Consider the following 26,528-nt stretch of genomic DNA (forward strand, 5'->3'; position numbering starts at 1 on the left):
AACCATTAAAACCCTATATTGTTGATGAATTGTGTATGCGGACATTCAATTCACCAACCAGAACAAACTAACATCTCAAATAATGGCAAAAATCATAAAACCCCGGTTGAATTTCTGGCAAATATTTAACATGAATGTCGGATTTCTCGGGATACAATACAGCTTTGGTCTTCAGCAAAGTGCAATAAACCCTATTTTTCTTTTCTTGGGAGCGGCAGAGGAGATTTTGCCCATCTTAAATATTGCAGGTCCTGTAACAGGCTTGATTGTACAGCCCATAATTGGGGCCATTTCAGATAAGACATGGTCGCCAAGGTGGGGCAGAAGAAAACCTTTTTTCTTGATTGGTGCTGTCTTGGGAAGTTTATGTCTGTTTGCGTTCCCTTTAAGTCCGGCACTTTGGTTCGCGGTTGGGTTATTATGGATTTTGGATGTTGGGAACAACATGGCCATGGAGCCCTATCGTGCTTTTGTGGGAGATAAGTTGCCAGATAGCCAGTTGAGTATTGGTTATCAAATGCAAAGTTTGTTTGTGGGGGCCGGTATTCTTTTGGCCAATGCTTCTATTTTCTTGTTCCAAGATTGGTTTGGTGGAGGCCAGGAGGTAGAAGGAACAATCCCCAAATGGTTGTACTATTCGTTCTTTATTGGCTCGTTCCTGTCTGTTGCAACTATTTTATGGTCTGTATTGAAGACTCCGGAAATACCTCCGTCCGATGAGGAATTGGAAGAAATCAACAGGCATAAGGCCATGCCGTTTATAGAGCGGTTTAAAATGCCTTTCAAGGAAATTGCAGATGCAGTAAAGGAAATGCCAAAATTCATGTGGAAATTGTCTGGAGTATACCTGTTTCAATGGTATGCACTTTTCATTTATTGGCAGTTTATTACCCCTTTATTTAGGTCAACCATGGGGTTTGATACATCTGAGGCTGCGGCCCAAGCGGCAAAAATGAGTACCACATATAATGTGGTGACGGCGGTAGTCGCGTTGATTTTAGTACCGTTGACCATGAGGTTCGGAGGTAAAAAGATATACGCCATCAGTTTGTTGGGGACTGGTTTGGCCTTGTTTGCCATTCCTAATATAGCTGACCCGGTCTATGTTTTGTTCCCAATGGTATTGTTCGGAATTGGTTGGGCAGCTATGATGGGTATTCCTTATAGCATGGTATCCAAAATAGTTCCTCAAGAAAGAAGAGGTGTTTATATGGGTATTTTAAATATGATGATTGTAATCCCTATGGGGATTCAGACCTTGAGTTTTGGTCCGATCTTTAAAAACTTGCTGGGAGCCAACTCCGTTAATGCCATGTTCTTTGCTGGCGCGTGTTTTGTAGTTGCTTCCATTTTGGCCACAAGATTAAATACTTCTAAGGAGTAACCGGGGTCACTGGATAAAAATCCAATCTTATAGAACTGCCCTTCAGTAAAGGACAGAATTGTTTTTTGGTATTTATCTAAAGGAATGCCATAAATTTACCGATTCAAAATAGAGGTATGAGCAAAGAGAAACAACGAAGGGAAGCATTACTCTACCATGCAAAACCCCAGCCTGGAAAGATAAAAGTAGTACCCACTAAACCATATGCCACGCAACGTGATTTGGCATTGGCCTACTCTCCCGGGGTTGCGGAGCCTTGTCTGGAAATTGAAAAGAACAAAGATGAAGTCTATAGGTATACCGCAAAAGGAAACATTGTAGCAGTAATTTCCAATGGAACCGCTGTTTTGGGATTGGGTAATATTGGGCCTGAAGCTTCAAAACCTGTCATGGAAGGGAAAAGCCTGCTCTTCAAAATCTTTGCAGATATTGACGGAATTGATATTGAATTGGATACCACGGATGTGGAAAAATTCATTGAGACCGTGAAGACCATTGCGCCCACTTTTGGGGGTATTAATCTTGAGGATATTAAAGCTCCAGAAGCCTTTGAGATTGAAAAACGTCTAAAAGAGGAATTGGATATTCCCGTAATGCACGATGATCAGCATGGAACGGCAATAATTTCTGCAGCTGCACTCTTGAATGCCCTTGAAATTGCCGATAAAAAAATTGAAGATGTCAAGATTGTGGTAAGTGGTGCTGGAGCTGCTGCGGTATCCTGCACAAGGCTCTACAAAGCTTTTGGGGCCAGTGCCGAAAATATTGTTATGCTGGATAGCAAGGGTGTTATCAGAAAAGATAGAGAAGGACTGACCAAGGAGAAAGAAGAGTTCGCAACAGCCCGAAAAATTGATAGCTTGGGGGAGGCCATGAAGGATGCCGATGTGTTCATTGGGCTTTCCATTGCCGATATCCTTTCCCCTGAAATGCTCTTATCCATGGCTAAGGATCCAATCGTGTTTGCTATGGCAAATCCCGATCCAGAGATTGAGTACAATTTAGCTTGTAAGACTAGGGATGATATCATAATGGCCACTGGGCGATCTGACCATCCCAATCAGGTAAACAATGTATTGGGATTCCCATTTATTTTTAGAGGAGCGCTTGATGTTAGGGCCACCAAAATTAATGAGGCGATGAAGATGGCAGCAGTTAGGGCCTTGGCGGACCTTACCCGGGAGCCAGTTCCAGAGCAAGTTAATATTGCATATGATGCCACACGCTTAACCTTTGGCAAAGACTACATCATACCTAAGCCTTTTGATCCCCGTTTGATTACAAAAATTCCACCCGCAGTAGCTAAAGCTGCTATGGAAAGTGGTGTGGCCAAAGAGCCTATTGAGGATTGGAAAAAATATGAAGAACAGCTCTATTTAAGGTCAGGTAACGATAACAAGGTGGTGAGGCTGTTGCACAACCGTGCCAAAATGAACCCAAAGCGGATTGTTTTTGCGGAAGCCGAGCTTTTAGATGTAATGAAAGCCGCCCAGATTGTATATGAAGAAGGCATTGCCCAACCCATTTTGCTAGGGAACAAGGAGACTATTGAGAACTTAAAGGAAGAACTCGATTTTGATGCAGAAGTGCCAATCATTGATCCTCGTTCAGATGAATTCAGTGATATGAGGACCAAATACGCACTTAAACATTGGGAAGCTAGAAAACGAAAGGGTGAAACCAAGTATAGTGCCCGTGTTAATATGGGTAAGCGCAATTATTTTGGCGCCATGATGCTGCTTGAAGGAGATGCTGATGGAATGATTTCTGGATACTCCAGGTCCTACCCTAAGGTACTCCGACCTGTTTTTGAAGTTTTAGGCCGTGCAAAAGGAGTTCAAAATGCCTCTACGGTAAACATAATGATTACGGAAAGAGGTCCACTTTTCTTGGCAGACACATCCATCAATGTAGATCCAAATGCTGAGGAGTTGGCGGAAATAGCCCAGATGACAGCCAATGTAGCATCGACCTTTGGATTTAATCCAGTAATGGCCTTGTTGTCTTATGCCAACTTTGGCTCTTCAAGCCACCCAAATGCTCAAAAAGTTAAAGAAGCGGTTAGAATATTACATGAGCAGAACCCGGATTTGGTTGTGGATGGGGAAGTGCAGACAGATTTTGCACTTGATCAAGAGCTATGCCGTAATAATTTTCCATTTTCCAAGCTTTCGGGCAAAAAGGTAAATACACTAATCTTTCCTAATTTGGACTCGGCAAATATTACCTACAAACTCCTCAAAGGATTGCACAATGCAGAGTCAATAGGTCCCATTATGGTTGGTCTGCGCAGATCTGCGCACATATTGCAGTTAGGGGCCAGTGTAGATGAAATGGTGAATATGGCAGCAGTTGCGGTGATTGATGCCCAAGAGCGGGAAAAAAGAAGAAAAGCCAAAATGGGAGAATAAATTTGTAAAGAAACACCAAGATTACACCATGATAACCCATCTTAAAGGAAAATTGGTCGAGAAAAACCCAACCTATGTTATTGTAGAATGTAACGGGGTCGGTTATTTTTTAAATATATCCCTTCACACGTTTTCCCAACTCAAGGACCAAGAAAACATATTACTTTTCACCCACTTGTTGGTCAAGGAAGACTCCCATACCCTGTTCGGTTTTGCAGAAAGATCGGAAAGGGAAGTTTTTAGGTTGTTGATCTCTGTTTCGGGGGTAGGTTCCAGCACCGCAAGAACCATGTTGTCCTCATTGACCCCTTCGGACGTAAGAGACGCAATAGCTAACGAAGATGTTCGTACTATCCAGGCAATCAAAGGAATAGGAGCCAAGACGGCACAACGTGTTATTTTGGACCTAAAAGACAAGATTTTAAAAGTCCAGGATATGGCAGAAGTTTCCCGCCAATCAAACAATACTGGCAAAGAAGAAGCGTTATCTGCTTTAGAGGTTCTTGGTTTCGTCAGAAGGCAGTCTGAAAAGGTTGTCGACAAGATAGTTTCTCAAGACCCTTCACTAAGCGTTGAGGACATTATAAAATTGGCGCTGAAAAATTTGTAACTAGTTTGAAAAGAGGGGCAAAACCAATACTTAAACTTTCAAGTTTTAAGTACATTTTCTTTTTTGTATGTTTTCTGACCTTAACCACAATCAAGGCTCAGGAAACCAACGAGCAAGTCCAGGACTCAGTTCAGACCGGTGTTGCTTTGGGTCAATTAATTTTGGAGAACCCTGATAGCATCATTGCCAAGTATACTTATGATCCAAAATTAGACCGATACATATATACAGAAAGTATTGGCGATTTCAATATCAACCATCCCATCATCCTTACCCCAGATCAGTACTATGATTTGGTCCGCAAGGAGCAGATGAAGTCTTATTTCAAGCAAAAAATTGATGCGTTTACCGGTAAAAAAGAAGGTAGTGAGGAAGCCAGAAAAAACCTACTGCCCAATTTCTATGTGAACAGTAACTTTTTTGAGTCCATATTTGGAGGAAATACCATTGAAGTGATTCCTCAAGGTTCCGTAGCTATGGACTTGGGAGTTTTGTGGCAGAAGAACGATAACCCTGCCCTATCCCCAAGGAACCGAACCAACTTGTCGTTCGACTTCGACCAACGCATAAGCCTAAGTCTTCTGGGAAAAGTGGGGGAACGACTTCAGGTAACAGCCAATTATGATACCGAGGCCACTTTCGATTTTCAGAATTTGGTCAAACTGGACTATACCCCTACGGAGGATGATATTCTTCGAAAAATTGAAATAGGAAACGTAAACATGCCCCTGAACAGTTCCTTGATAACAGGAGCGCAAAGTCTTTTTGGCGTTAAGACCCAGCTGCAATTTGGTAAAACAACCGTAACCGCCGTTTTCTCGGAGCAGCGTTCACAAAATAATACTGTAGTAGCTCAGGGTGGTGGAACTTTAAATGAGTTTTCGCTTACCGCCTTGGATTATGATGAGGATAGGCACTTTTTCTTGGCACAGTACTTTAGGGATAACTACGATCGTGCTCTTGAAAATTATCCATTTATACAAAGTCAGGTTCAAATTACACGACTAGAGGTTTGGGTGACCAACAGAAACCAGCAAACCTTGAACGTCAGGAACGTGGTAGCCATCCAAGATTTGGGAGAAGCGTTGGAGGACAGAACTCGTATTGGAATCAATAATGGAGATCCAGCCGGATTTTTCGACCCAGGAGCAATTGCTTCAGGACTTCCACAAAATAGAGCAAATGCCTATGATCCTGATCAGATAGGAACAGGCGCATTGACACAATCCATTCGTGATATTGCAACAGTTGAGGCTGGCTTCAATATTCCAGGATATCAAGTAAACCAAGGTTTTGACTATGCCATTTTGGAGAATGCCAGAAAACTGGAGCAGGGAAGGGACTATCAGTTTGACTCCCAATTAGGGTATATTTCCTTGAACCAACGTCTGAGCAACGATGAAGTTTTGGGTGTGGCTTTCCAGTACACCATTAATGGTGAAGTGTTTCAGGTAGGTGAATTTGCCAATGGAGGAGTGGATGCCACAACAGTTTCAGGAGGCGTCAATCCAATCATTGAAAACAATACGTTGATTCTTAAAATGTTGAAAAGCAACATTACCAACGTAGATGATCCCATTTGGGATTTGATGATGAAGAACATCTATTCCACGGGAGCTTTTCAATTAGATCAAGAAGACTTCAAACTAAATATTTTATACTCAGATCCAACACCAAGAAACTATATTACCCCGGTTGATCCCAATGCGGGTTGGCCCTCAGGCCTTGAAGAACAGATTCTCTTGAGTGTATTCAATCTGGATAGACTTAATATTTACAACGATATACAGCCTGGCGGAGATGGTTTTTTTGATTTCGTTCCCGGTATAACAGTGGACCCTCAGACAGGGAGAATAATCTTCACCAAAGTTGAACCTTTTGGAGAGTTTTTGTTTGACCGATTGGGAGGTGGAGTTTATGATGTGGAAAACGATCAAGGGTACAACGTAAACCAACAGCGTTATGTATTCCGGAACATGTATGCCAAGACCAAGGCGGCTTCTTTGCAAGATGCCGAAAAGAACCGTTTTCAACTAAAAGGGCGATATAAATCGCAAGGGAACAATGGTATTCCCATTGGAGCCTTCAATGTGCCTAGAGGTTCGGTGCGGGTAACCGCTGGAGGACGTCAGTTGCAAGAAGGAATTGACTATACGGTAAATTACCAGGCGGGTACCGTACAGATTTTGGACCCAAGTTTGGCCGCATCCAATACCCCGATCAATATTTCTGTTGAGAATAATGCGGTATTTGGGCAACAGACCCGAAGGTTTACTGGAATCAATGTGGAACATAAGTTCAATGACAATTTTTTATTGGGTGGAACTATTCTAAATCTAAATGAACGACCGCTTACCCAAAAATCCAATTTTGGTGTAGAACCTGTAAACAATACCATTTTTGGACTCAATGGTAACTTCAGCACGGAGATTCCCTTTTTAACAAGGCTCGCTAACAAATTACCTAATATTGATACGGATGTGCCGTCTAACCTTTCCTTAAGGGGAGAAGTGGCATTTTTAAAGCCTAATTCACCTAAAAATGCTGATTTCCAAGGAGAAACTACCACTTATCTGGACGATTTTGAAGGTGCGCAGGCCCTTATTGATATTAGATCTTCACTTGGATGGACTTTGGCGAGCCCGCCAGTGGAGTTTTTACAGGATCGAACGGATATTGATGTAGGTTACGAAAGGGCCAAGTTGGCTTGGTATACCATCGACCCTATTTTTTATACGAACCAAAGACCTTCTGGACTTTCGGATAACGATATTTCCCTTAACTCAACCCGTAGGGTTTTCATAGATGAGGTGTTCACTGAAACCGATATTGCCCAAGGGCAAACACAGGTTCAAAGTACCTTGGACATTGTATATTATCCGAATCAAAAAGGACCGTACAATGCCAATCCAAATTTTGAAGCGGAAACTGATGAGGACAAGTGGGCTGGAATCATGCGCCCATTGAGCAGTACCAATTTTGAGCAGTCCAATGTGGAATTTGTTCAGTTTTGGGTGTTGGACCCTTATGTGGACGGTCTGGCCAATGGAGCGAACGTTGGGGAGCTGGTGCTAAACCTTGGGAATATCTCAGAAGATATTCTTAAGGATGGAAGAAAGCAATATGAAAATGGATTGCCTGCCAGTACCAATAATGAAGTGCCAAGACCTACGATATGGGGTCAAGTACCCTCTACCCAGTCACTAGTGTATGCTTTTGATGCGGACGAAGCAAATAGAACTTTACAGGATGTTGGTCTTGACGGTTTGGATGATGCAGGTGAACAAGCCATTTATAATGGCCCTTCAGAAGACCCCGCGTTGGATAACTACCAATACTATTTAAACAGGGATGGTGGTATTTTGGAACGTTATATCGATTTCAATAACCCAGATGGTAACTCACCAGTTTCTGTAACCAATACGGATAGAGGTTCCACAACGTTACCAGATGTTGAGGATATTGACCGTGACCTTACCATGAATACGGTAAACAGCTATTATGAGTACCGAATCCAGATCAGGCCCAATACCACAATTAATGATCAATATGTAACCGATATCCGCGAAGGGGAAACACCTACTTTGCCCAATGGAACACGATTGAACAGAAGATGGATTCAGTATAAAATTCCATTGAGTGATTTTACCGATGCCGTAGGTGGAATTACCGATTTTAGATCGGTTAGTTTTATGCGGATGTATCTCACCGGGTTCTCGGATGATGTGGTACTTCGTTTTGCCACATTGGATTTAGTTCGGGGAGATTGGCGTACCTATACCAATTCCTTGCAACCTGATGTGGATAACGATCCTTCGGATGATGGCACGGTGACCGATGTGAATACGGTGAACATCGAGGAAAATTTTGGAAGACAACCCATTCCATATGTACTTCCTCCCGGAGTGGTCCGTGAGCAATTGAACAATAACAATACTATTATTCGCCAAAATGAGCAATCATTGTCATTTGTGGTCGAAAATTTGGAGCCTGAAGATTCACGGGGAGTTTTCAAGAATGTAAATATAGATGTGCGTCAGTATGAGCGAATCAAAATGTTTATGCACGCCGAAAAAATATTGAATGGCGATTATTCTGATGATGATACACCTTTGGTCGGTTTCCTTCGGATAGGAACAGATTTCTCAGAAAATTTTTATCAGATAGAATTGCCCCTTCAGTTTACACCTTTTAATGTGACTTCGCCAGATGAAATTTGGCCAGATGTAAACGAGATTGATATTGCCTTGAGTGATTTGAACAAGGTTAAATCCAGAGGAATAGCCGAACAGACGTTGAATGACATCAATTATTATGAGATTATTGATGGTGAAGCAGTTCCTGTGGATGAGTTTGCACCCACAACCTTGGGAAGACTTCGGATAGGAATTCGTGGTAACCCATCCTTGGGAAGTATTCGTGGTATGATGGTGGGTATCAAAAACATTGATGACCTTCCCGCTAGGGGAGAGGTATGGTTCAATGAATTGCGCTTGGCCGGTTTGGACAACAACGGAGGTTGGGCTGCAATAGCCGCCTTGGACGCCAATATGGCCGATTTTGCCAATGTCACCGCAACAGGTAGCAAGAGTACATCCGGTTTTGGTTCCATAGATCAAATGCCCAATGAACGTTCCAGGGAAGATGCCATTTCCTACGATGTGGTGACCAATGTAAATGTTGGACAGTTGTTCCCTAAAAAATGGAACCTACAACTGCCATTTAATTATGGAATTTCCGAAACATTGATCACTCCCGAGTTCGATCCTGTTTATGATGATTTAAAATTGGACGATCGAATTGCGGCTGCCACCACAGCCGAGGAGGCAGAAACTATTAAAAAACAGGCAGAGGACTATACAAAAAGAACCAGCATCAATTTGATTGGAGTAAGAAAGAACAGAGGGGAAGAGGCCAAGGAAAATTTCTTTGATGTGGAAAACTTCACCTTCAATTATTCTTACAATGAAACTAATCACAGGGATTTTGAAGTTGCGGACCTTCGTGATCAAAATGTAACCACCGGATTTGTATACAACCACAACTTTAAACCGGCTCAAGTGGCCCCGTTTGCAAAAAAGGATTCACTTTTCACTGGAAGATATTGGCAATGGCTCAAAGATTTGAACTTTAATATATTGCCCACGAGTTTATCAGTAAATGCCAACTATAACCGATCTTTCAACCAACAGCGCTTTAGGGATGTGTTGGAACCAGGTGTTGAAGCATTGGAGCTTCCATTGCTACAACAGCGAAACTACCTTTTTAACTGGCAGTATGCCCTGAACTACAGCATTACAAAATCGTTGAGGTTGAACCTTACCAGCTCAAACAACAATATTGTCCGTAACTATTTTAATTTGGACGATGACCCAGATTCTGGTATTAACCAGGCATTGGACCTTTGGGATGGTTTCTTTGATGTTGGTGAACCCAACAGGCATTCACAACAAATGCAGTTGAACTATGAGCTGCCTTTCAGCAAATTCCCTTTCCTCAATTTTATTAATGCCCAATATACCTACACCAGTAATTTTGATTGGCAAAGAGGAGGAGATGCCCTTAACGAGGTTGTTCAGGCGGAAAATCCAGGGGAGCAAATCAATACAGTACAAAATGCCAGCACACATAATTTGACCGCCAACTTGGGCATGCAGCGTTTTTATGACTTTTTGGGGTTGAAAAAACGCGATGGGAAAATAACTGCGGCCCAGGCATCCGTTCGCAGGGATAAAGCTGGGAATCCAGCCAATGCAACTGATGAAAAACCACCTAAAAAGACGAGCAAGGCTTACAATACGTTGATAGATATTGTAACCATGGTGAAGCGAGTAAATGTAAACTATAGCGAAAATAGAGGAACTGTGTTGCCGGGGTATACCCAATCCATTGGATTTATTGGTACCACAAGACCAACATTAGGATTTGTCTTTGGTAGTCAGGCAGATGTTAGGTTTGAAGCTGCGCGTAGAGGATGGTTAACGGATTTCTCTGGATTCAACTCGCAGTTCATGCAAAATTCCACCAAACAGCTTAACATTACTGCAACCGCGCAACCTACTCCGGACTTAACGATTGATTTTACTGCAGATCGCCAGATTTCCAATAGTCTTCAGGAGAACTTTGTCATTGATGTTACCGATCAGGACCAACCATATAGGTCACTGACGCCCAATAATTTTGGAAACTTCAGTATATCGACCTTGATGATCGGGACTATTTTTAATAAGAGCGATGAGTTTGATTCCAAGACTTTTGAGCAGTTTAAGGATAATAGAATCACTGTTGCCAATAGATTGGTGTCTGATAGAGGAGAAAATCCTGGTACTCTAGATCCAGATGGATTTCCAGAGCGATACGGAAAAACCCAGCAAGAGGTATTGTTGCCGGCATTCTTTGCGGCCTATACTGGTCAGGATGTGAACAGGGTGAATTTGGATGCTTTCAGGGAAATTCCTATTCCAAACTGGAACATCAAGTATACTGGTTTAATGAAAAACCGATGGTTCAAAAAGAAGTTCAAACGATTTTCATTGAGTCATGGGTACCGCGCTGCCTATAGTATCAATTCGTTTCAGACCAATTTGGCCAGGCAGCAATTTTTGAATGAAGGATTGGCCCCGGTAGACCCTGAAACAGGAGATTTTCTACCTGAAAATATCATTAATAATGTAGTATTGACCGATCAGTTCAATCCTTTGGTGAGGATGGATTTTGAAATGAAGAATTCCTTTAGCTTTTTGGCCGAGGTAAGAACAGACAGAACACTTTCCCTCAGTTTTGATAACAATCTACTGACCGAAATCAATGGTAAAGAATATACCTTGGGATTAGGATATAGATTTAAGGATGTAAAGTTTGTGACCAATATTGGTGGAGAAAAAACAAGGTTAAAAGGAGATTTGAATTTAAAGGCAGATCTATCCCTTAGGGATAATATTACCATTATCCGGAATCTGGATATAGATAATAATCAAATTACATCCGGCCAAAAATTGATGTCCATTAAGTTTACAGCGGACTATGCGTTGAGCAAAAGTTTGAATGCTTTGTTCTTCTACGATCATTCCTTTTCTGAGTTTGCCGTATCCACCGCATTCCCTCAAACTACCATCAATACGGGCTTCACCCTTAGGTACAACTTTGGCAACTAAAAAGGGCAGTCTGATTTAAAATTCTTGGCCCTTTGTCGGGTCTTAACAATTTTGTTATCAAGATTCCTTGAAAAGCTATTCTCAAACAATTACATTTGTTCACGGACTAAGACTAATTCAAAGTTAAACGCATGAACATACCATCAGAATTAAAGTACACCAAAGACCACGAGTGGATAAAGATTGAAGGAGATGTGGCCACAGTAGGCATTACGGATTTCGCACAAAGCGAGCTTGGCGACATTGTCTATGTTGAAGTGGAAACCGTAGATGAAACATTGGACAGGGAGGAAGTTTTTGGGACTGTAGAGGCTGTAAAGACCGTTTCCGATCTCTTTTTGCCCTTGAGCGGGGAAATCATTGAGTTCAATGAAGCACTTGAAGATGAGCCTGAAAAAGTAAACTCTGATCCTTATGGTGAAGGTTGGATGATTAAAATTAAGATAAGCGACGATTCCGAAATTGGGGATTTAATGAGCGATGAAGATTACAAAGCATTGATAGGTGCTTAAAAGAAATAGGTATACCTTATTATTCATAAGCTGGGTGCTGTTCATTACATTGCTCAGCTTATTTTCTTTTTCGGGAATGGAGTTGGATAAGGGTAAAATTGAGATTCCCTTTGCGGACAAGATTACACATTTTGTTTTTTATTTAATTTTTAGCATTTTGGCATGCCTCTTTTTTAGAGAGCGCTCAAAAGGAAAAATACATATGGGCAGGGCCATTGGATATTCGGCTTTAATTGCGATTGTCTATGGCATATTTATTGAGATATTGCAGCATACGGTGACGGTAGATCGTATGGCAGAATTTGGGGATATCCTCGCAAACACCATTGGCACAATTGCAGGAGTTGGGCTGATTTGGTGGTATTTTTCTAAGGAAAGGCAGTTAAAATGGAAAATTTAATTGCTTATTTAATCAATTAAATATTAAATTAGCAAACATTAAAATTGAAAAGATGGAACTAAAGAAGAATCCAAAAGCAGATGTAGGAAAGAACAGTTCGCTCTATTTTGTTATAGGTTTGGCGGCTGTTTTGGGGTTGGTTTATGGAGCCATGGAGTGGAAAAAATATGATAAGGCCAATGATTATGACATCGCTTTGAACGTTGAGGACCAATTGGATGAAGAGGTGCCAATGACAGAGCAAATAAAAACTCCACCGCCACCGCCACCACCTGCAGCGCCAGAGGTAATCGAGGTTGTGGAAGATGAAGAAGAGGTTGAGGAAACTGTTATCGAATCTACGGAGACTAGCCAAGAAGAAGAGGTTATTGAGGTAGAAGAGGTAGAAGTGGAAGAGGTAGAAGAAGATATTTCGGTTCCATTTGCGGTTATTGAAGACGTTCCAGTATTTCCTGGCTGTGAAAGGGCAGGGGATAAAAAAGCATGTTTCCAAGAAATGATGCAGAAGCACATTCGTAAAAACTTCCGTTATCCAGAAATCGCACAAGAAATGGGAGTGCAAGGACGGGTGAATGTAATCTTCGTTATTCAAAAAGATGGAAGTATAGGTAACATTAGAATGCGTGGTCCGGATAAAAACCTAGAGGCGGAAGCTTTGAGAATTATTCAAAAGCTGCCTAAGATGACTCCTGGAAAACAAAGAGGAAGAGCGGTAAAAGTACCTTTCAGTATTCCAATTACCTTTAAGCTACAGTAACAATATTTATAATTCCCTGTTGAGATGGGGAATTTGAAAAAGCCCTGATGTTTTTTCATCAGGGCTTTTTTATTGAATCATTTCTTTAGGCTGTTGTAGATGGTTTCCCTCATTCGGTCAGGTTTGATGTATCCATTGCCATGGGTGCTATCGTATTTTGATGTAAGGGAAGAATTTCCTTTTACATCTTCCAAGGACTTTCCTGCAGCTATTTCTTTTTGAACGAGAGAACGGAGGTCTTCCAAAATCTTTACATAAGCTTCAAGCTCGCTCTTGGTTGAAGGCCTTCCATGGCCAGGAATTATCTGGGTCTTTTCGTCAATAATGGGTAAAACCTTTCGATGTGCAGCGATATAACCGTCAATACTGCCACCATTGTTCAGGTCTATATAAGGATAGCGACCCGCAAAGTACGTATCTCCCATGTGGAGGACGTTCTCATTTACAAAATACACCATGGTATCCCCATCAGTATGGGCATTGTGCACATGAAAAAGCATAATGGTCTCTTCTCCATCAAAAAAGGTCATGCCCTTGGAAAACGTAATTTCGGGGAGGCTCTTTTCGTAATCTTTTTGCGACATTTTTTGCTCAGAGACATTCTTAAGGCCACGTTCAATTAACCGTTTCCGTACATTGTCTTGGGCTACCAGGGTTGTGGTTTTAGAATTGAAGTTGCTGTTTCCACCAGTATGATCTCCATGCATATGGGTATTTACCAAATAGGCGATAGGTTTATCCGTTAACGAAGAGATTGTTGTTTTGATTTTCTCGCTCAATGGAGCAAACTGATCATCTATCATAAAAACCTTATCGGCTCCTATGTAGATTCCAATATTGCCACCACGTCCGGTAAGCATATAAGTTTTAGTCGTTAAGGTGTCTACCGAAATGCTAACATTTTCATATTGGGCATTAAGACATCCTGAAAAAATACAAAGGGCAAAGAGTGTAATTCTGTACATATTCATCAATTTGGATTGGTCTTAGTTAAGACGTTGTCTTTCCTCAAAAATAACACAAACACAGTCAACGGGTTGGAAAAGAATAGCATCGACCCTATCTTTGCCAGCCAATTAAGTTCGTGGATGAAATCAGCCGTAGGCTCAGTAAAAAGCAATTCCCTCTCCTTTGTTCTATCTGAATTCAAGGAAATCACCAAAGCCAAGTTGGCAGTCAGTGTGGTATTTTCCTCTATTGCAGGATATTTCTTGGGTGCCACGAAATTGGATATTGTATCCATTGCACTACTTGCATTTGGTGGGTATTGTATGGTTGGTGCTTCCAATGCGTACAACCAAATTATTGAAAAGGATTTGGATGCTATAATGAAGCGGACCAAGAATCGCCCTTTGCCTTCGGGACGGATGTCGGTTCGCACTGCTTTGACCATAGCAATATTAATGACTCTCTTGGGAGTGGTTACCTTATATATTCTTAACCCTAAAACTGCCATGTTTGGGGCAATATCCATTTTTCTGTACACCAGTGTTTATACCCCACTAAAGACAAAGACGCCACTTTCGGTTTTTGTTGGGGCCATTCCTGGAGCTATCCCATTTATGTTGGGTTGGGTGGCAGCTACAAACGATTTTGGCATTGAGCCTGGAACATTGTTCATGGTCCAGTTTTTTTGGCAATTCCCTCATTTTTGGGCATTGGGATGGATGTTGGATGAAGACTACAGAAAAGGCGGATTTAAGATGTTGCCAACAGGAAAAAAAGATGCGGGAACGGCACTGCAAATAATCTTGTACACCATTTGGATGATAGTTATTTCCATTATGCCGGTCTTCGGATTTACTGGTAGATTGCATCTGTCCATACCTGCAGCAGTAGTGGTTTTGATGGCCGGATTGGTCATGTTGGTTTTTGCATTTCGCCTTTACGAGAAGCGAGATAATGGTGCTGCCAGGCGATTAATGTTGGCCAGTGTCACCTATATTTCTTTAATACAGATTGTTTACGTTTTAGATAAGTTTATCAGTTAGATTATGGATTTGACCCAGGGAACAGCGGAGGAAAAAAACAGACGGGCCAAGAAAATGATGCTCTGGTTTGGCATAGTTAGCCTGATTATGGGATTTGCCGGTTGGACAAGCGCCTATATTGTAAGTAGTAAAAGAGATGACTGGATAAGCGATCTGGAACTTCCCCAGGCCTTTTTTGTGAGTACTGCAATCATAATATTGAGTAGCATCACGTATTTTATGGCCAAACAAGCGGTCCGTAGAAATGGGCAACGGCAAGCGACCACTTTTTTAATAATTACCCTGCTTTTGGGGATTACATTTATTGTACTACAATTTTTTGGGTTCTCCCAGATGTTGGAAAACGGGTACTACTTTACAGGGCCCACAAGTAGTATTAAAATGTCCTATGTTTTCCTTATAGCTGCGGTCCACATTGTCCACGTGGTGGCCGGATTGGTCTCTTTGTTGGTGGTTTTTGTTCAGCAAATCAGGGGAAAATACATGCCCGATGACATGTTGGGATTGGAATTGGGTGCCACCTTCTGGCATTTCTTGGATTTTCTATGGATTTACCTAATACTATTTATGTATTTCGTGAAATAAATTTTTGTAGAAACAGTTTTACTTTAACTTTATCTTTTTCAATACATCAAAAAATGTAAATTTGTGAAAATTTTATTAAAAACGACCTTAGATATATGGATACAACGGTAACTACCGGTACAGAGGACAGTGTTTGGGGAGGCGGAAACCGCCCGTTGAACGCTAGTTATGGAAAAATGATGATGTGGTTCTTCATTGTCTCTGATGCCTTGACCTTCTCAGGTTTCTTGGTGTCTTATGGTTTTTCTAGGTTTAAATTTATCGAGACCTGGCCTATAGCGGATGAAGTCTTTACTCACGTTCCTTTCTTCCACGGGAATTACCCCATGTACTATGTGGCATTCATGACCTTTATACTTATTATGTCTTCTGTGACTATGGTACTTGCTGTAGATGCAGGACACAAAATGATGCAGAAGAAGGTCATCCTGTATATGTTCTTGACTGTTATTGGAGGTGCAATTTTCGTTGGCTCGCAAGCATGGGAATGGGCAACCTTTATAAAAGGTGATTATGGTGCGGTAGAGACCAAAGGAGGAAGGATTTTACAGTTTGTAGATGCGGAAACCGGTGAAAGAGCTGCTCTGGCAGACTTTGCAAAGACATTACCGGAGGAGCGAGTTGAACATATGAAGAACCAAGGTGTTTGGTTCCAAGGAGAAGGTTATAAAACTTCGTTTTCCCTAAATGAGGTTGTGGAAGGATTTAAAGCAACCCCAAATATCCTTATTCGTACAGAAACTATTAATGAAGAAGGAGAGAAAACAGTATTGAATAGGCAAGAATCCCTATCAAAGCTTTCACAGGCCATGCAGGTTGTAGAGGGTGCAAACCTTATCCATAACGAATATGGTAGCCGACTGTTTGCAGACTTCTTCTTTTTCATTACAGGATTCCACGGTTTCCACGTGTTTTCTGGTGTAGTGATCAATATCATTATTTTCTTCAACGTGATTTTGGGTACCTATGAGCGCCGTGGCCATTATGAGATGGTGGAAAAAGTCGGTCTGTACTGGCACTTTGTAGATTTGGTCTGGGTATTTGTATTTACATTCTTTTATTTGGTATAAAACATTCTTTTTTAGATAGATGGCACACGAACATAAACTCGAAATATTTAGAGGTCTTTTAAAATTTAAGTCCAATACCCAAAAAATATGGGGCGTATTGGTTTTCCTTACCATAGTAACCGCTGTTGAAGTAGGTTTGGGTATTTCAAAACCTCGTTTTTTAACCCACAATTACTTTATAGGAATGAAACTCCTTAATTGGATATTCATCATCCTTACCTTGGTAAAGGCATACTATATTGCATGGGACTTTATGCATTTGCGCGATGAGAAAAGCTCCTTGAGAAGAGCTATAGTTTGGACGCCCATATTCTTGATCTGTTATTTGATATTCATTCTGCTTTTTGAAGCAGACTATATCTACAATGTATTCAAGGACGGGTTTCTGGCTTGGAACTTCTAAAAGAGTATTAACATATGTAAAAGACGGTTTTCCAACCGTCTTTTTTTATTTTTGCAAAGTTTGAACACGTATGAAAAAGGCTTTTGTTTTAGTGGTCCTGTTCATTTTTCCGCTGGTGGCCTATCTGTTTTTTGCATCAGGGGTGAACAACTTTGGAAGACTTCCAGTTTTAACGGAACAAGTTCCCGCTCTATCGGATATTGATGAAAACGTGATATTGAAGGATAAGATTACCATTCTGGGATTCTTGGGAGGCGATGTGGAACAAAAAAAGGGAAATGCCTTTAACCTCAATCAAAAAATATACAAGAGATTTAGTGAATTCATGGATTTTCAAATGGTAATGTTGGTTGAGGAAGGGGAAAATGAGGCCATTGAAAACTTAAAGCAGGAGCTGGGTAAACTTTCCAATGTGGACAAATGGAACTTTGCTTACGGAACAAAAGAAGAGATCAGATTGTTTTTTGAACAACTTAAAACCAATCTAACCTTGGAGGATGACCTCTCTACACCTTATGTCTTCATTATAGATAAGGATAGAAACCTCAGGGGAAGAAAAGATGATGAAGATGAAGGGGTCAAATATGGATTCAACACTTCGTCAGTTGCTGAATTGAACAATAAAATGGAAGATGATGTTAAGATTATACTGGCTGAATATCGTCTTGCCCTAAAAAAGAACAATGCCAACAGGAGCAACCAATAAGAAGAAGTACACTTACGTTTGGGTGTCTGCGATTATTCTGATTTTCGGGATTTTTGCGGTGTACGAGATTACGAAGAGGATAAAGGACGATACCGTGGTAAGCAATGACCGCATGAGCGGAGTCTCCATGCAAAAAGATGTTGGATTTATCCTAAACGAAGGTAAAAAAAGAAAAGTACCCCCTTTCTCATTCTTAAACCAAGACAGTGTAATGGTTTCTGATAAGGACTATCTGGGTAAAGTGTACGTTGTGGAGTTTTTCTTTACTACCTGCCCAACCATTTGCCCTATAATGACCAAAAACTTGGTAGAACTGCAGAATACCTTCAAAGACTATGATGAATTTGGAGTGGCCTCGTTTACTATTAACCCTAGATATGACACCCCATCGGTACTTAAAAAATACGCAGAAAAGTATAGTATCACAGACAAAGATTGGAATTTGATGACTGGGAATCAGTCCAAGATCTATGGTTTGGCCCAAGAAGGCTTTTATATTTTTGCCAGTGAAACTGAAGATGCTCCTGGAGGATTTGAACACTCCGGTATGTTCGCCTTGGTGGACAAAAATGGGTATATTCGCTCTCGAAGTGATGCCCATGGAAACCCATTGATTTATTATCGTGGTACGATTACCGAAAAACAGGGCGTAAATTCAGAAGGAGAACCTCAGCAGATTACCATACTAAAAGAAGACATTAAAAAATTATTGGCTGAATGACAGAGGAATTTTCAATAAGGGAAAAAAGGTTCAACAGATGGATCACCATTATATCCATTGCTATTCCATTGGTGGTTGTGCTTCTGTTCGCATATAAAATACCAAATGCAGAACCTTTAAGTTTTTTACCGCCCATTTATGCTTCAATCAATGGTTTGACTGCGGTGCTTCTGATTATGGCCGTAGTGGCCATTAAAAAAGGAAAAAGAGAGCTGCATGAAAAACTAATGACAGCTTGTATTCTATTATCCGCTCTATTTTTAGTGATGTACGTAGCGTATCACATGACTTCTGAAACTACTGTGTTTGGAGGGGAAGGGGCTATTAAGTATGTGTATTATTTTTTACTGCTGACCCATATTGTACTTTCCATCTCTGTGGTTCCATTGGTTTTGATTACGTATTCCAAGGCCTATTTGGGAGATTATACCGTACACAGATTATGGGCAAAATTCACCTTTCCAATATGGCTGTATGTGGCAATTAGTGGAGTGGTGGTCTATTTAATGATTTCTCCTTACTACCCCTATTGAGCTATTTGTTTATGAAAGTCAGACTGGTAATCCTTTTTATTGCTGTTTTGCTGCTTCCTGAGGTAATGGATGCGCAATGTGCCATGTGTCGAGCAGTTGTGGAAAGTGAAGCTGACGGAAAAACTGCCGAAGGTCTCAACAATGGAATCGTTTATCTGATGGCTATTCCGTATGTTTTGGTAGCAGGTTTGTTCTATTTCATCTATCGAAAGATGAGAAACTAAAAAAATCACAAGAATTTTAGTAAATTTCTATATAAAAGTGTAACAATCCAGGTCTTTGATTATCCTATAGAAGTACGTTCGCGTAATTCATCAATCATAACTAACTGACCTATGTTCGATATAGAAAGGTGGCAAGAAATATTTGACACCATACGGAAGAACAAATTACGTACTTTTTTAACTGGACTTTCCGTAGCTTCCGGAATATTCATCCTTGTTATTTTATTAGGTTTTGGCCAAGGTATGCGCAATGGTATTGAACACGAGTTCAAACAGGATGCAACAACCAGTATTTGGGCGTGGCCCGAGGCAACATCAAAAGCCTATAAAGGATTAAATCCAGGAAGAAGGATTCAATTTAAAAGTAACGACTTTGAAACCGCAGGGAGAATGTTCAAAGAGGATATTGAGTACGAATCCCCAAGAGCCTTTGTCCGAGGTGTGAACATAAATTATGGCAATGAAGCCTTGGTCTATAGCATACAGGGAGTGTCCTCCGAATTTCAGTTTATTGAAGGGGTATCCACTATAGAAGGTCGATTCGTAAATTATAAGGATGAGATTTCATTGGGAAAAGTTGCCGTGATCGGCAAAAAAATCAAGGAGGATGTGTTCAAGGAAGTGGAGACGCCCGTGGGTGAATCTATCGACATCTCGGGAATTAGATTTACGATTATCGGGGTGTTCGTAGAACAAAACGAACGGGAAGAGGAAAGGATTTACATTCCGGTCACCACAGCGCAAAGGGTTTTCAATGGGGATGATAAGCTAAATACCTTGACCTATACCCTTCCGCCCGTAGAGAATTTTGACCAGGCCGTGGCCCAAGCTGTGGCTTTTAAGGACAATCTTAGAAAGTTTTTAAAGGAAGAACATATTGTGGCACCTGACGATGAGTCAGGAGTTCGTGTTTGGAGCGCTATGGAAGAAGCCAAGCGATATTATGGCATAACCAACAATATGAAAATTTTCTTCTGGTTTGTAGGTGTATGTACCATCATAGCCGGAGTGGTAGGGGTAAGTAATATCATGCTCATTGTTGTAAAGGAGAGAACCCGGGAAATTGGGATACGCAAAGCTTTGGGGGCCAAACCATGGTCCATTGTGGGAATGATTTTGCATGAGTCCATTTTTGTTACGGCCATCTCGGGTTTCACGGGATTGATTTTTAGTATGTTGCTCCTAGAAATTGTTGGGCCGCACGTTCAAATAGACTATATCGTTAACCCATCGGTAAACTTCAATGTAGCCTTCACTACCGTATTGGTCCTGGTTTTTGCAGGGGCCATAGCTGGACTTGTCCCAGCCTTGAGGGCCGCAAGAGTGCAAGTAATAGAATCTTTGAGAGATGAATAACAAACCTTTACAATATCACAGTCATGTTCAGTAGGGATAGATGGCGGGAAATTTTAGAAGTACTTACCAGCAATATTGGACGCACGGTATTAACGGCCTTTGGGGTCTGTTGGGGCATATTTATATTGATTATACTGCTGGCAGCTGGAAAAGGTTTTGAAAATGGCATCAGGGCCGATTTTGGTGACATTGCCACCAACACCATGTTTATGTGGACCCGTAGAACCACAAAGCCTTATGAAGGCTTGCCAAAGGATCGGAGTTTTGAGTTTAAGGTGAGTGATGTCCAGGCCATTTGGGACAATATTCCCAACCTTAGATTTGTGTCCCCAAGAAACCAATTGGGAGGCTTTCGTGGCGGAGGAAATGTAATCCGTGGTATTCGCGTGGGCGCATATAACGTTTACGGGGATTATCCTGAAATTATCAACCAAGATCCCATGACCGTTACTTCAGGACGCTTTATCAACCAAAATGATATTGAGGAAAAAAGAAAGGTCGCTATTATTGGACAAGGAGTGAAATCGGAACTGTATGAAAAAGGAGAAGAGGTCTTAGGAAGCTATATCAAGATTCAGGGAGTGAATTTTATGGTCATTGGTACCTACAAGAAAAAGAACAATGATGGGGATGGGGAAGAGGCCCAAAAGGAAATTTTTGTTCCCTTTACTTCATTTTCCCAAGCGTTCAACAGAGGTGAAGATGTTGGCTGGATGGCCATTACCGCCCATGATGGCAGTTCCATTTCCCAGCTCAAAGAAAGTATTATAGATGTTATGCGAGAACGGCATAAAATTCATCCGGAAGATAAGAGGGCCATTGGATATTTTGACCTTTACGAGCAGTTCAATAGGGTTGAAAGCCTATTTGTGGGACTCAAGGCAATAGCATACCTAGTGGGCATTATGGTGCTACTTTCTGGTATTATCGGAGTGAGCAACATCATGTTGATCGTAGTCAAGGAACGTACCAAGGAAATTGGGATTAGACGGGCCTTGGGCGAACAACCATGGTCCATAAAAAAGCAGATACTTATGGAGTCCATCTTTCTTACGATTATTTCAGGGATGACAGGGATTATTTTTGGAACCCTGGTCATTTATGGCATTAATGCACTATTGGACAGTGTGGGTCCTGTGGATATGTTTATTAACCCAAGTGTTAGTGTGGGAGTGGTGACCGGTGCACTGGTCATATTGATGGTCTCTGGTCTTTTGGCCGGGTTCATCCCTGCAAACAGCGCTATAAGGGTGCGTCCCATAGAAGCATTGCGAACAGAATAAAAATCAATCAGATCAAACAGAGAATAAAATGAAAAAATCAGTAACCATTATCATCCTTTTGCTCATAGTCATTGTGTTTGGGGGCTCTATGTACTATTTGTACCAAAAGAACTCCGAAGACCCTGTTGAGTATAAAACCGAAATACCCGTTAAGCAGAACATCGTAAAAAAGGCCGTTGCCACAGGAAGTATTCTTCCCTTAGAGGAAGTGCTCATTAAACCAAACATTTCGGGCGTTATTGAGGAGATTTATGTAGAAGGGGGCGATTATGTGAAATCGGGTGATCTCTTGGCGAAAATTAAGGTAGTGCCCAACCTTAATGCGCTGAACGATGCCAGAAATGCTATTGACGAGTCCAAAATCAACTTGGATGATCAAAAGAGGAACTATGAGCGTCAGCTTTCCCTTTTTGACAAGGGCGTAATTTCCAAGGCCGATTTGGAACGGGCCCAGGTAGCCTATGACCAGGCAAGACAATCCTATGGAGCTGCAAACAAAAGATATGACATTGTAAAAACAGGAACCACAAGCGGATTTAGAAATTCCGCCAATACACTCATCAAAGCTACCGTAAGCGGGATGGTGCTGGAAGTTCCAGTTGAAGTGGGCAATCAGGTTATTGAGAGCAACAACTTTAATGAAGGAACCACAATTGCGGCCATCGCAGATGTGGAAAAAATGATTTTTGAAGGAAAAGTGGATGAATCTGAAGTAGGAAGGATAAAAGAGGACCTTCCACTTGAAATTACGGTTGGCGCCATTGAAGATCAAGTTTTTGATGCCGTTCTGGATTATATCGCCCCGAAGGGAAAAGAAGAGAACGGAGCTATCCAGTTCGAAATCAAGGGAACCCTTAAAAAGCAAGATTCAACGTTCATTAGAGCTGGCCTTAGTGCCAATGCTTCTATTATTTTGGCACGGGCAGATGATGTGTTGGCATTGAAAGAGGCACTTGTTCAATTTGATGGAGAGACCAAAAAGCCCTTTGTAGAAATAGAAACTTCGGAGCAACAATTTGAGAGAAGAGATATTGAATTGGGCATAAGTGATGGTATTTATGTGGAGATAAAATCTGGTATTGGTGCCGATGATAAGGTCAAAGTCTGGAATGCTATAGAAGAAGACGAGGCCAACTAATCATTTAACAAAATATTTCAATAATTCTTGTAACAAATTAACAACTTGTAAGTCCTATTGCAGGAGTTAATCCATTAGATAGCTAACATCACCAATCATGATAGAAATCAAAGATCTACATAAGTCCTATAAAATGGGGAGCAACTCCCTTCATGTATTAAAGGGAATCAATTTTACAGCTGAAGAAGGAGAGTTGGTCGCCATTATGGGATCATCCGGATCGGGTAAATCTACACTGCTGAATATCTTGGGGATGTTGGACGAAGCAGATTCCGGTGAATATACGTTGGATGGGGTTCCGATCAAGAACTTGAGCGAAACCAAGGCTGCCCAATATCGGAACAAATTTTTGGGGTTTGTCTTTCAATCTTTCAATTTAATAAACTATAAGAGTGCACTTGAAAATGTAGCGCTTCCTTTATACTATCAGAAGGTTCCTAGAAAAGAACGCCAGGAAAAGGCATTGCAATATTTGGAAAGAGTGGGGCTCAAGGAATGGGCAACACACTTGCCTAGTGAGCTATCTGGGGGTCAAAAACAAAGGGTGGCCATTGCAAGGGCAATGGCAGCTGAGCCCAAAGTTCTCTTGGCGGATGAACCAACAGGTGCTTTGGACAGCACAACTTCCTATGAGGTTATGGACTTGATTCAAAAAATCAATGACGAAGGAAATACAATTCTGGTAGTAACCCACGAGGAAGATATTGCGCACATGTGCAAACGTATAGTGCATTTGAGAGATGGTGTGATTGTGGAAGACAAAAAAGTAAAACAAGTAAGGGCATCCGAATATGTTCAATAGGGATACATGGGGGGAAATATTTTTATCCATCAAAAAGAATAAGCTCCGAACTTTTCTTGCTGGTTTCACAGTAGCTTTGGGGATACTCATTTTTGTTACTTTGGTTGGGTTGACAAATGGACTCCGAAATACTTTTGAAGAGTTCTTTAATGATGATGCCACCAATACTTTCTTTCTTTTCCCAGGCAGGACTTCCTTGCCTTATAAAGGTTATAAATCTAACAGGATTATTGAGTTTGATAATTCAGACTTAGCGGATATCGAAAAGAACTTCGCCATGTTCTTGGAATATGTCACCCCGAGAATATCCCGTTCTGCATTGACCAAATACAAAGAAGAGTCCAATAACTACAATACTCGGGCGGTGGCACCTGGTCATCAATTCAACGAAAAAACGATTATGATGAAAGGTCGATATCTCAATGAACGAGATATCGAGGACAAAACAAAATATGCCGTGATTGGTCGTTTGGTAGAACAAGATCTGTTCGGCAACAAAAATGCCCTTGATAAATACATAGATATTGGAGGAAGTGTTTTCAAGGTGATCGGTGTCTTTCAAGATGACGGAGGAGACAATGAAGAACGCTACATCTATATTCCATACACTACGAGACAACTTATTGAGAAGAATACGGATGAAGTTGATCAAATAATTTTAGGCTTCAAGCCAGAAATTGGATATGCGGGAGCTATGGCCTTTCAAGCTAGCTTGGACAAGTTTTTGAGGGACAAAAAATACATTAGCCCCGAAGACCCCAACGGATTGTTCATTCGGAATGTGGCGGATCAATTAAAGCAGAACCAACAATTTGCCAATGTTTTGGCCATAATCGCATCAATTTTTGCATTGGGAACCTTGATAGCCGGTATTATTGGTATCAGTAACATCATGGTATTTGTAATTAAGGAACGAACCAAGGAAATCGGAATCAGAAAAGCTATGGGAGCCACTCCAAAGGCGGTTATTGGTTCTATTCTGCTTGAATCCGTATTCATTACTACAATTTTTGGTTATTTAGGAATGTTGGTCGGTCTAGCCGTCCTCAATTCTATTGGAATCAAATTAGAGGACTACTTTATTAAAAACCCATATATAAATACTACCGTGGCCGTAATTGCCACTGTGTTCCTGATCCTTTTTGGCGCTTTGGCAGGATATATTCCGGCTCGAAGGGCAGCAAAGATTAAACCCATAGTAGCACTAAGAGACGAATGAGATGAGACTTTTATTTGATAGAAATACATGGCAAGAAATTTTTGGATCTATTCGGAAGAATAAGATACGTACCATCATTACTATCATTGGGGTATTATGGGGTATTTTCGTCTACATAGCCATGTCGGGAGCGGCCAAAGGTATGGACAATGGTTTTGAAAAATCATTTGAAACAGTGGCTATGAACAGTCTTTTTGCATGGGCGCAAAGTACAAGCAAACCCTATTCGGGCTACAAGACCGGACGTCAGTTGCAGTTAAAACTTGGAGATGCCACAGTTTTGCAGAATCGAATTCCTGAGCTTCAATACATCGCCCCAAGAAATGTAAAAGGAACCTTTGGTTCAGCACCAGCTTCAATCACACGAGGTTCAAAATCCGGCAACTACCCTGTATATGGCGATTTTCCGGTTTTTACCAAAATAGCCACCAAAAAAATATACGACGGGGGCAGGTTCGTGAATGATGACGATATAGAACAAGCTAGAAAAGTTTGCATCATAGGAGAACGTACCCAAAAAGAAATGTTCGAGGAGGATGAGGACCCCATAGGCGGATATATTCGAATAGATGGAATTTATTTTCAGGTGGTTGGCGTGCACAAATTTGTTCAGAATGCCCCGTTTGATTCGGATAGCGATATTTACATTCCATTTACCACCTACAGGAGATTGTACAATTCTGGAGAAAATGTAGGTTGGTTTTCGATGGCAGCTTTTGATGATGCCGATGTGATACAGGTGGAGGAAGATGTAAAATCTGTGCTTAAAAATATCCATAGAGTGGACCCAACAGATGAACGCGCCTTCGGAACGTTCAATCTAGGTGAAGTTTTCAGCAAGATTATGGGATTTTCAAAAGGTTTGACCTTTATTTCACTGATAGTGGGTATTGCAACCATTTTAGCTGGGATCATTGGTATTGGCGCCATTTTGTTGATTTCTGTGAAGGAAAGAACCAAGGAACTTGGAGTAAGAAGAGCCTTGGGAGCTACACCCGGGGAAGTGAGGACACTGATCATACTTGAGTGTTTGTTCCTAACATTGATTGCCGGAATCATGGGAATCATTCTTGGTGCACTAACATTGAGTATCGTCAACAATGCAACACAGGGCATCGATTTCCCCTATACAAATCCAACTGTACCAATTCCTTTGGTAATGGGAGCTTTTGCACTCATGCTCATTCTGGGAATACTAATAGGATTGATTCCTGCCCAAAGGGCAGTTAGCATTAGACCAATTGATGCACTTAGAGAAGAATAAAAAAG

At 41.2% G+C, this 26,528-nt stretch carries 22 protein-coding genes; 21 read left to right on the forward strand and 1 reads right to left on the reverse strand.

From position 1 onward, the window contains the following. Window positions 1–130: 130 nt before the first annotated feature. The 7 genes from DX873_RS13795 to DX873_RS13825 all read left to right on the forward strand — a co-directional run bounded on the left by DX873_RS13795 (window position 131) and on the right by DX873_RS13825 (window position 13,228). On the forward strand, window positions 131–1,384 hold the full coding sequence (locus tag DX873_RS13795) for an MFS transporter (protein ID WP_232520938.1): 1,254 nt from the start codon (window positions 131–133) through the stop codon (window positions 1,382–1,384). 116 nt (window positions 1,385–1,500) lie between these two features. Further along, window positions 1,501–3,795 (forward strand): NADP-dependent malic enzyme, encoded by a 2,295-nt coding sequence (locus DX873_RS13800; protein WP_116185066.1) that lies wholly within the window; start codon window positions 1,501–1,503, stop codon window positions 3,793–3,795. Window positions 3,796–3,823: 28 nt separating this feature from the next. Continuing rightward, window positions 3,824–4,405 (forward strand): Holliday junction branch migration protein RuvA, encoded by a 582-nt coding sequence (ruvA, locus tag DX873_RS13805; RefSeq protein WP_116185260.1) that lies wholly within the window; start codon window positions 3,824–3,826, stop codon window positions 4,403–4,405. A gap of 5 nt (window positions 4,406–4,410) precedes the next feature. Beyond that, on the forward strand, window positions 4,411–11,559 hold the full coding sequence (gene sov, locus DX873_RS13810) for a T9SS outer membrane translocon Sov/SprA (protein ID WP_116185067.1): 7,149 nt from the start codon (window positions 4,411–4,413) through the stop codon (window positions 11,557–11,559). A 131-nt stretch (window positions 11,560–11,690) separates the two neighbouring features. After that, the gene (gene gcvH / locus DX873_RS13815) at window positions 11,691–12,071 is read left to right on the forward strand and encodes a glycine cleavage system protein GcvH (protein ID WP_116185068.1); all 381 of its coding nucleotides are present in this window, start codon (window positions 11,691–11,693) and stop codon (window positions 12,069–12,071) included. Next, window positions 12,064–12,471: a VanZ family protein gene (locus tag DX873_RS13820; RefSeq protein WP_147296668.1), complete on the forward strand. Its 408-nt coding sequence runs from the start codon at window positions 12,064–12,066 to the stop codon at window positions 12,469–12,471. The genes gcvH and DX873_RS13820 overlap by 8 nt, the downstream gene beginning before the upstream one ends. Before the next feature lie 52 nt (window positions 12,472–12,523). Next, window positions 12,524–13,228, forward strand: coding sequence for an energy transducer TonB (locus DX873_RS13825; RefSeq protein ID WP_116185070.1), 705 nt, complete (start codon window positions 12,524–12,526; stop codon window positions 13,226–13,228). Window positions 13,229–13,305: 77 nt separating this feature from the next. Here DX873_RS13825 and DX873_RS13830 read toward each other — a convergent pair whose 3' ends face one another. Continuing rightward, window positions 13,306–14,193: an MBL fold metallo-hydrolase gene (locus DX873_RS13830; protein WP_313777748.1), complete on the reverse strand. Its 888-nt coding sequence runs from the start codon at window positions 14,191–14,193 to the stop codon at window positions 13,306–13,308. A gap of 123 nt (window positions 14,194–14,316) precedes the next feature. Here DX873_RS13830 and cyoE point away from each other — a divergent pair, with 123 nt between their 5' ends. The 14 genes from cyoE (at window position 14,317) to DX873_RS13900 (ending at window position 26,523) form a co-directional block, all read left to right on the forward strand. Next, a complete protein-coding gene (gene cyoE / locus DX873_RS13835; protein WP_116185262.1) occupies window positions 14,317–15,219 on the forward strand; it encodes a heme o synthase in 903 nt (300 codons plus the stop codon). 3 nt (window positions 15,220–15,222) lie between these two features. Then, window positions 15,223–15,804 (forward strand): cytochrome c oxidase subunit 3, encoded by a 582-nt coding sequence (locus DX873_RS13840; RefSeq protein ID WP_116185071.1) that lies wholly within the window; start codon window positions 15,223–15,225, stop codon window positions 15,802–15,804. Between the two features lie 95 nt (window positions 15,805–15,899). Continuing rightward, the gene (locus tag DX873_RS13845) at window positions 15,900–16,874 is read left to right on the forward strand and encodes a cytochrome c oxidase subunit 3 (protein ID WP_116185072.1); all 975 of its coding nucleotides are present in this window, start codon (window positions 15,900–15,902) and stop codon (window positions 16,872–16,874) included. Window positions 16,875–16,893: 19 nt separating this feature from the next. Continuing rightward, window positions 16,894–17,277: a cytochrome C oxidase subunit IV family protein gene (locus DX873_RS13850; protein ID WP_116185073.1), complete on the forward strand. Its 384-nt coding sequence runs from the start codon at window positions 16,894–16,896 to the stop codon at window positions 17,275–17,277. A gap of 70 nt (window positions 17,278–17,347) precedes the next feature. Then, on the forward strand, window positions 17,348–17,983 hold the full coding sequence (locus DX873_RS13855) for a hypothetical protein (RefSeq protein ID WP_116185074.1): 636 nt from the start codon (window positions 17,348–17,350) through the stop codon (window positions 17,981–17,983). Next, window positions 17,961–18,704 (forward strand): SCO family protein, encoded by a 744-nt coding sequence (locus DX873_RS13860; protein WP_116185075.1) that lies wholly within the window; start codon window positions 17,961–17,963, stop codon window positions 18,702–18,704. Before DX873_RS13855 ends, DX873_RS13860 begins: the two co-directional genes overlap by 23 nt. Beyond that, window positions 18,701–19,237: a DUF420 domain-containing protein gene (locus DX873_RS13865; protein ID WP_116185076.1), complete on the forward strand. Its 537-nt coding sequence runs from the start codon at window positions 18,701–18,703 to the stop codon at window positions 19,235–19,237. Before DX873_RS13860 ends, DX873_RS13865 begins: the two co-directional genes overlap by 4 nt. Window positions 19,238–19,248: 11 nt before the next feature. Further along, entirely contained in the window at window positions 19,249–19,461 is a 213-nt protein-coding gene (locus DX873_RS13870; RefSeq protein WP_116185077.1) for a hypothetical protein, read from the forward strand. 111 nt (window positions 19,462–19,572) lie between these two features. Next, a complete protein-coding gene (locus DX873_RS13875; protein WP_116185078.1) occupies window positions 19,573–20,817 on the forward strand; it encodes an ABC transporter permease in 1,245 nt (414 codons plus the stop codon). 23 nt (window positions 20,818–20,840) lie between these two features. Next, window positions 20,841–22,100: an ABC transporter permease gene (locus DX873_RS13880; RefSeq protein WP_116185079.1), complete on the forward strand. Its 1,260-nt coding sequence runs from the start codon at window positions 20,841–20,843 to the stop codon at window positions 22,098–22,100. A gap of 28 nt (window positions 22,101–22,128) precedes the next feature. Beyond that, entirely contained in the window at window positions 22,129–23,238 is a 1,110-nt protein-coding gene (locus tag DX873_RS13885; RefSeq protein WP_116185080.1) for an efflux RND transporter periplasmic adaptor subunit, read from the forward strand. A 97-nt stretch (window positions 23,239–23,335) separates the two neighbouring features. Further along, complete coding sequence (locus tag DX873_RS13890) at window positions 23,336–24,040, forward strand: ABC transporter ATP-binding protein (protein WP_116185081.1); 705 nt, start codon at window positions 23,336–23,338, stop codon at window positions 24,038–24,040. Then, the gene (locus DX873_RS13895) at window positions 24,030–25,259 is read left to right on the forward strand and encodes an ABC transporter permease (protein ID WP_116185082.1); all 1,230 of its coding nucleotides are present in this window, start codon (window positions 24,030–24,032) and stop codon (window positions 25,257–25,259) included. Before DX873_RS13890 ends, DX873_RS13895 begins: the two co-directional genes overlap by 11 nt. Before the next feature lies 1 nt (window position 25,260). Then, a complete protein-coding gene (locus DX873_RS13900) occupies window positions 25,261–26,523 on the forward strand; it encodes an ABC transporter permease (protein ID WP_116185083.1) in 1,263 nt (420 codons plus the stop codon). Window positions 26,524–26,528: the final 5 nt, after the last annotated feature.

Source organism: Flagellimonas nanhaiensis (assembly GCF_003382275.1).
In the GTDB taxonomy this organism is placed as follows: domain Bacteria; phylum Bacteroidota; class Bacteroidia; order Flavobacteriales; family Flavobacteriaceae; genus Flagellimonas; species Flagellimonas nanhaiensis.

Bases quoted from the DNA above. Each gene is read 5' to 3' on its own strand.
- DX873_RS13795 (WP_232520938.1), top strand. From the start codon at position 131: ATGAATGTCGGATTTCTCGGGATACAATACAGCTTTGGTCTTCAGCAA.
- DX873_RS13895 (WP_116185082.1), top strand. From the start codon at position 24,030: ATGTTCAATAGGGATACATGGGGGGAAATATTTTTATCCATCAAAAAG.
- DX873_RS13860 (WP_116185075.1), top strand. From the start codon at position 17,961: ATGCCAACAGGAGCAACCAATAAGAAGAAGTACACTTACGTTTGGGTG.
- DX873_RS13825 (WP_116185070.1), top strand. From the start codon at position 12,524: ATGGAACTAAAGAAGAATCCAAAAGCAGATGTAGGAAAGAACAGTTCG.
- DX873_RS13830 (WP_313777748.1), bottom strand. From the start codon at position 14,193: ATGTACAGAATTACACTCTTTGCCCTTTGTATTTTTTCAGGATGTCTT.
- DX873_RS13890 (WP_116185081.1), top strand. From the start codon at position 23,336: ATGATAGAAATCAAAGATCTACATAAGTCCTATAAAATGGGGAGCAAC.
- DX873_RS13800 (WP_116185066.1), top strand. From the start codon at position 1,501: ATGAGCAAAGAGAAACAACGAAGGGAAGCATTACTCTACCATGCAAAA.
- DX873_RS13900 (WP_116185083.1), top strand. From the start codon at position 25,261: ATGAGACTTTTATTTGATAGAAATACATGGCAAGAAATTTTTGGATCT.
- DX873_RS13870 (WP_116185077.1), top strand. From the start codon at position 19,249: ATGAAAGTCAGACTGGTAATCCTTTTTATTGCTGTTTTGCTGCTTCCT.
- DX873_RS13880 (WP_116185079.1), top strand. From the start codon at position 20,841: ATGTTCAGTAGGGATAGATGGCGGGAAATTTTAGAAGTACTTACCAGC.
- gcvH (WP_116185068.1), top strand. From the start codon at position 11,691: ATGAACATACCATCAGAATTAAAGTACACCAAAGACCACGAGTGGATA.
- ruvA (WP_116185260.1), top strand. From the start codon at position 3,824: ATGATAACCCATCTTAAAGGAAAATTGGTCGAGAAAAACCCAACCTAT.
- DX873_RS13840 (WP_116185071.1), top strand. From the start codon at position 15,223: ATGGATTTGACCCAGGGAACAGCGGAGGAAAAAAACAGACGGGCCAAG.
- DX873_RS13885 (WP_116185080.1), top strand. From the start codon at position 22,129: ATGAAAAAATCAGTAACCATTATCATCCTTTTGCTCATAGTCATTGTG.
- DX873_RS13850 (WP_116185073.1), top strand. From the start codon at position 16,894: ATGGCACACGAACATAAACTCGAAATATTTAGAGGTCTTTTAAAATTT.
- DX873_RS13865 (WP_116185076.1), top strand. From the start codon at position 18,701: ATGACAGAGGAATTTTCAATAAGGGAAAAAAGGTTCAACAGATGGATC.
- DX873_RS13855 (WP_116185074.1), top strand. From the start codon at position 17,348: ATGAAAAAGGCTTTTGTTTTAGTGGTCCTGTTCATTTTTCCGCTGGTG.
- DX873_RS13875 (WP_116185078.1), top strand. From the start codon at position 19,573: ATGTTCGATATAGAAAGGTGGCAAGAAATATTTGACACCATACGGAAG.
- cyoE (WP_116185262.1), top strand. From the start codon at position 14,317: ATGAAATCAGCCGTAGGCTCAGTAAAAAGCAATTCCCTCTCCTTTGTT.
- DX873_RS13845 (WP_116185072.1), top strand. From the start codon at position 15,900: ATGGATACAACGGTAACTACCGGTACAGAGGACAGTGTTTGGGGAGGC.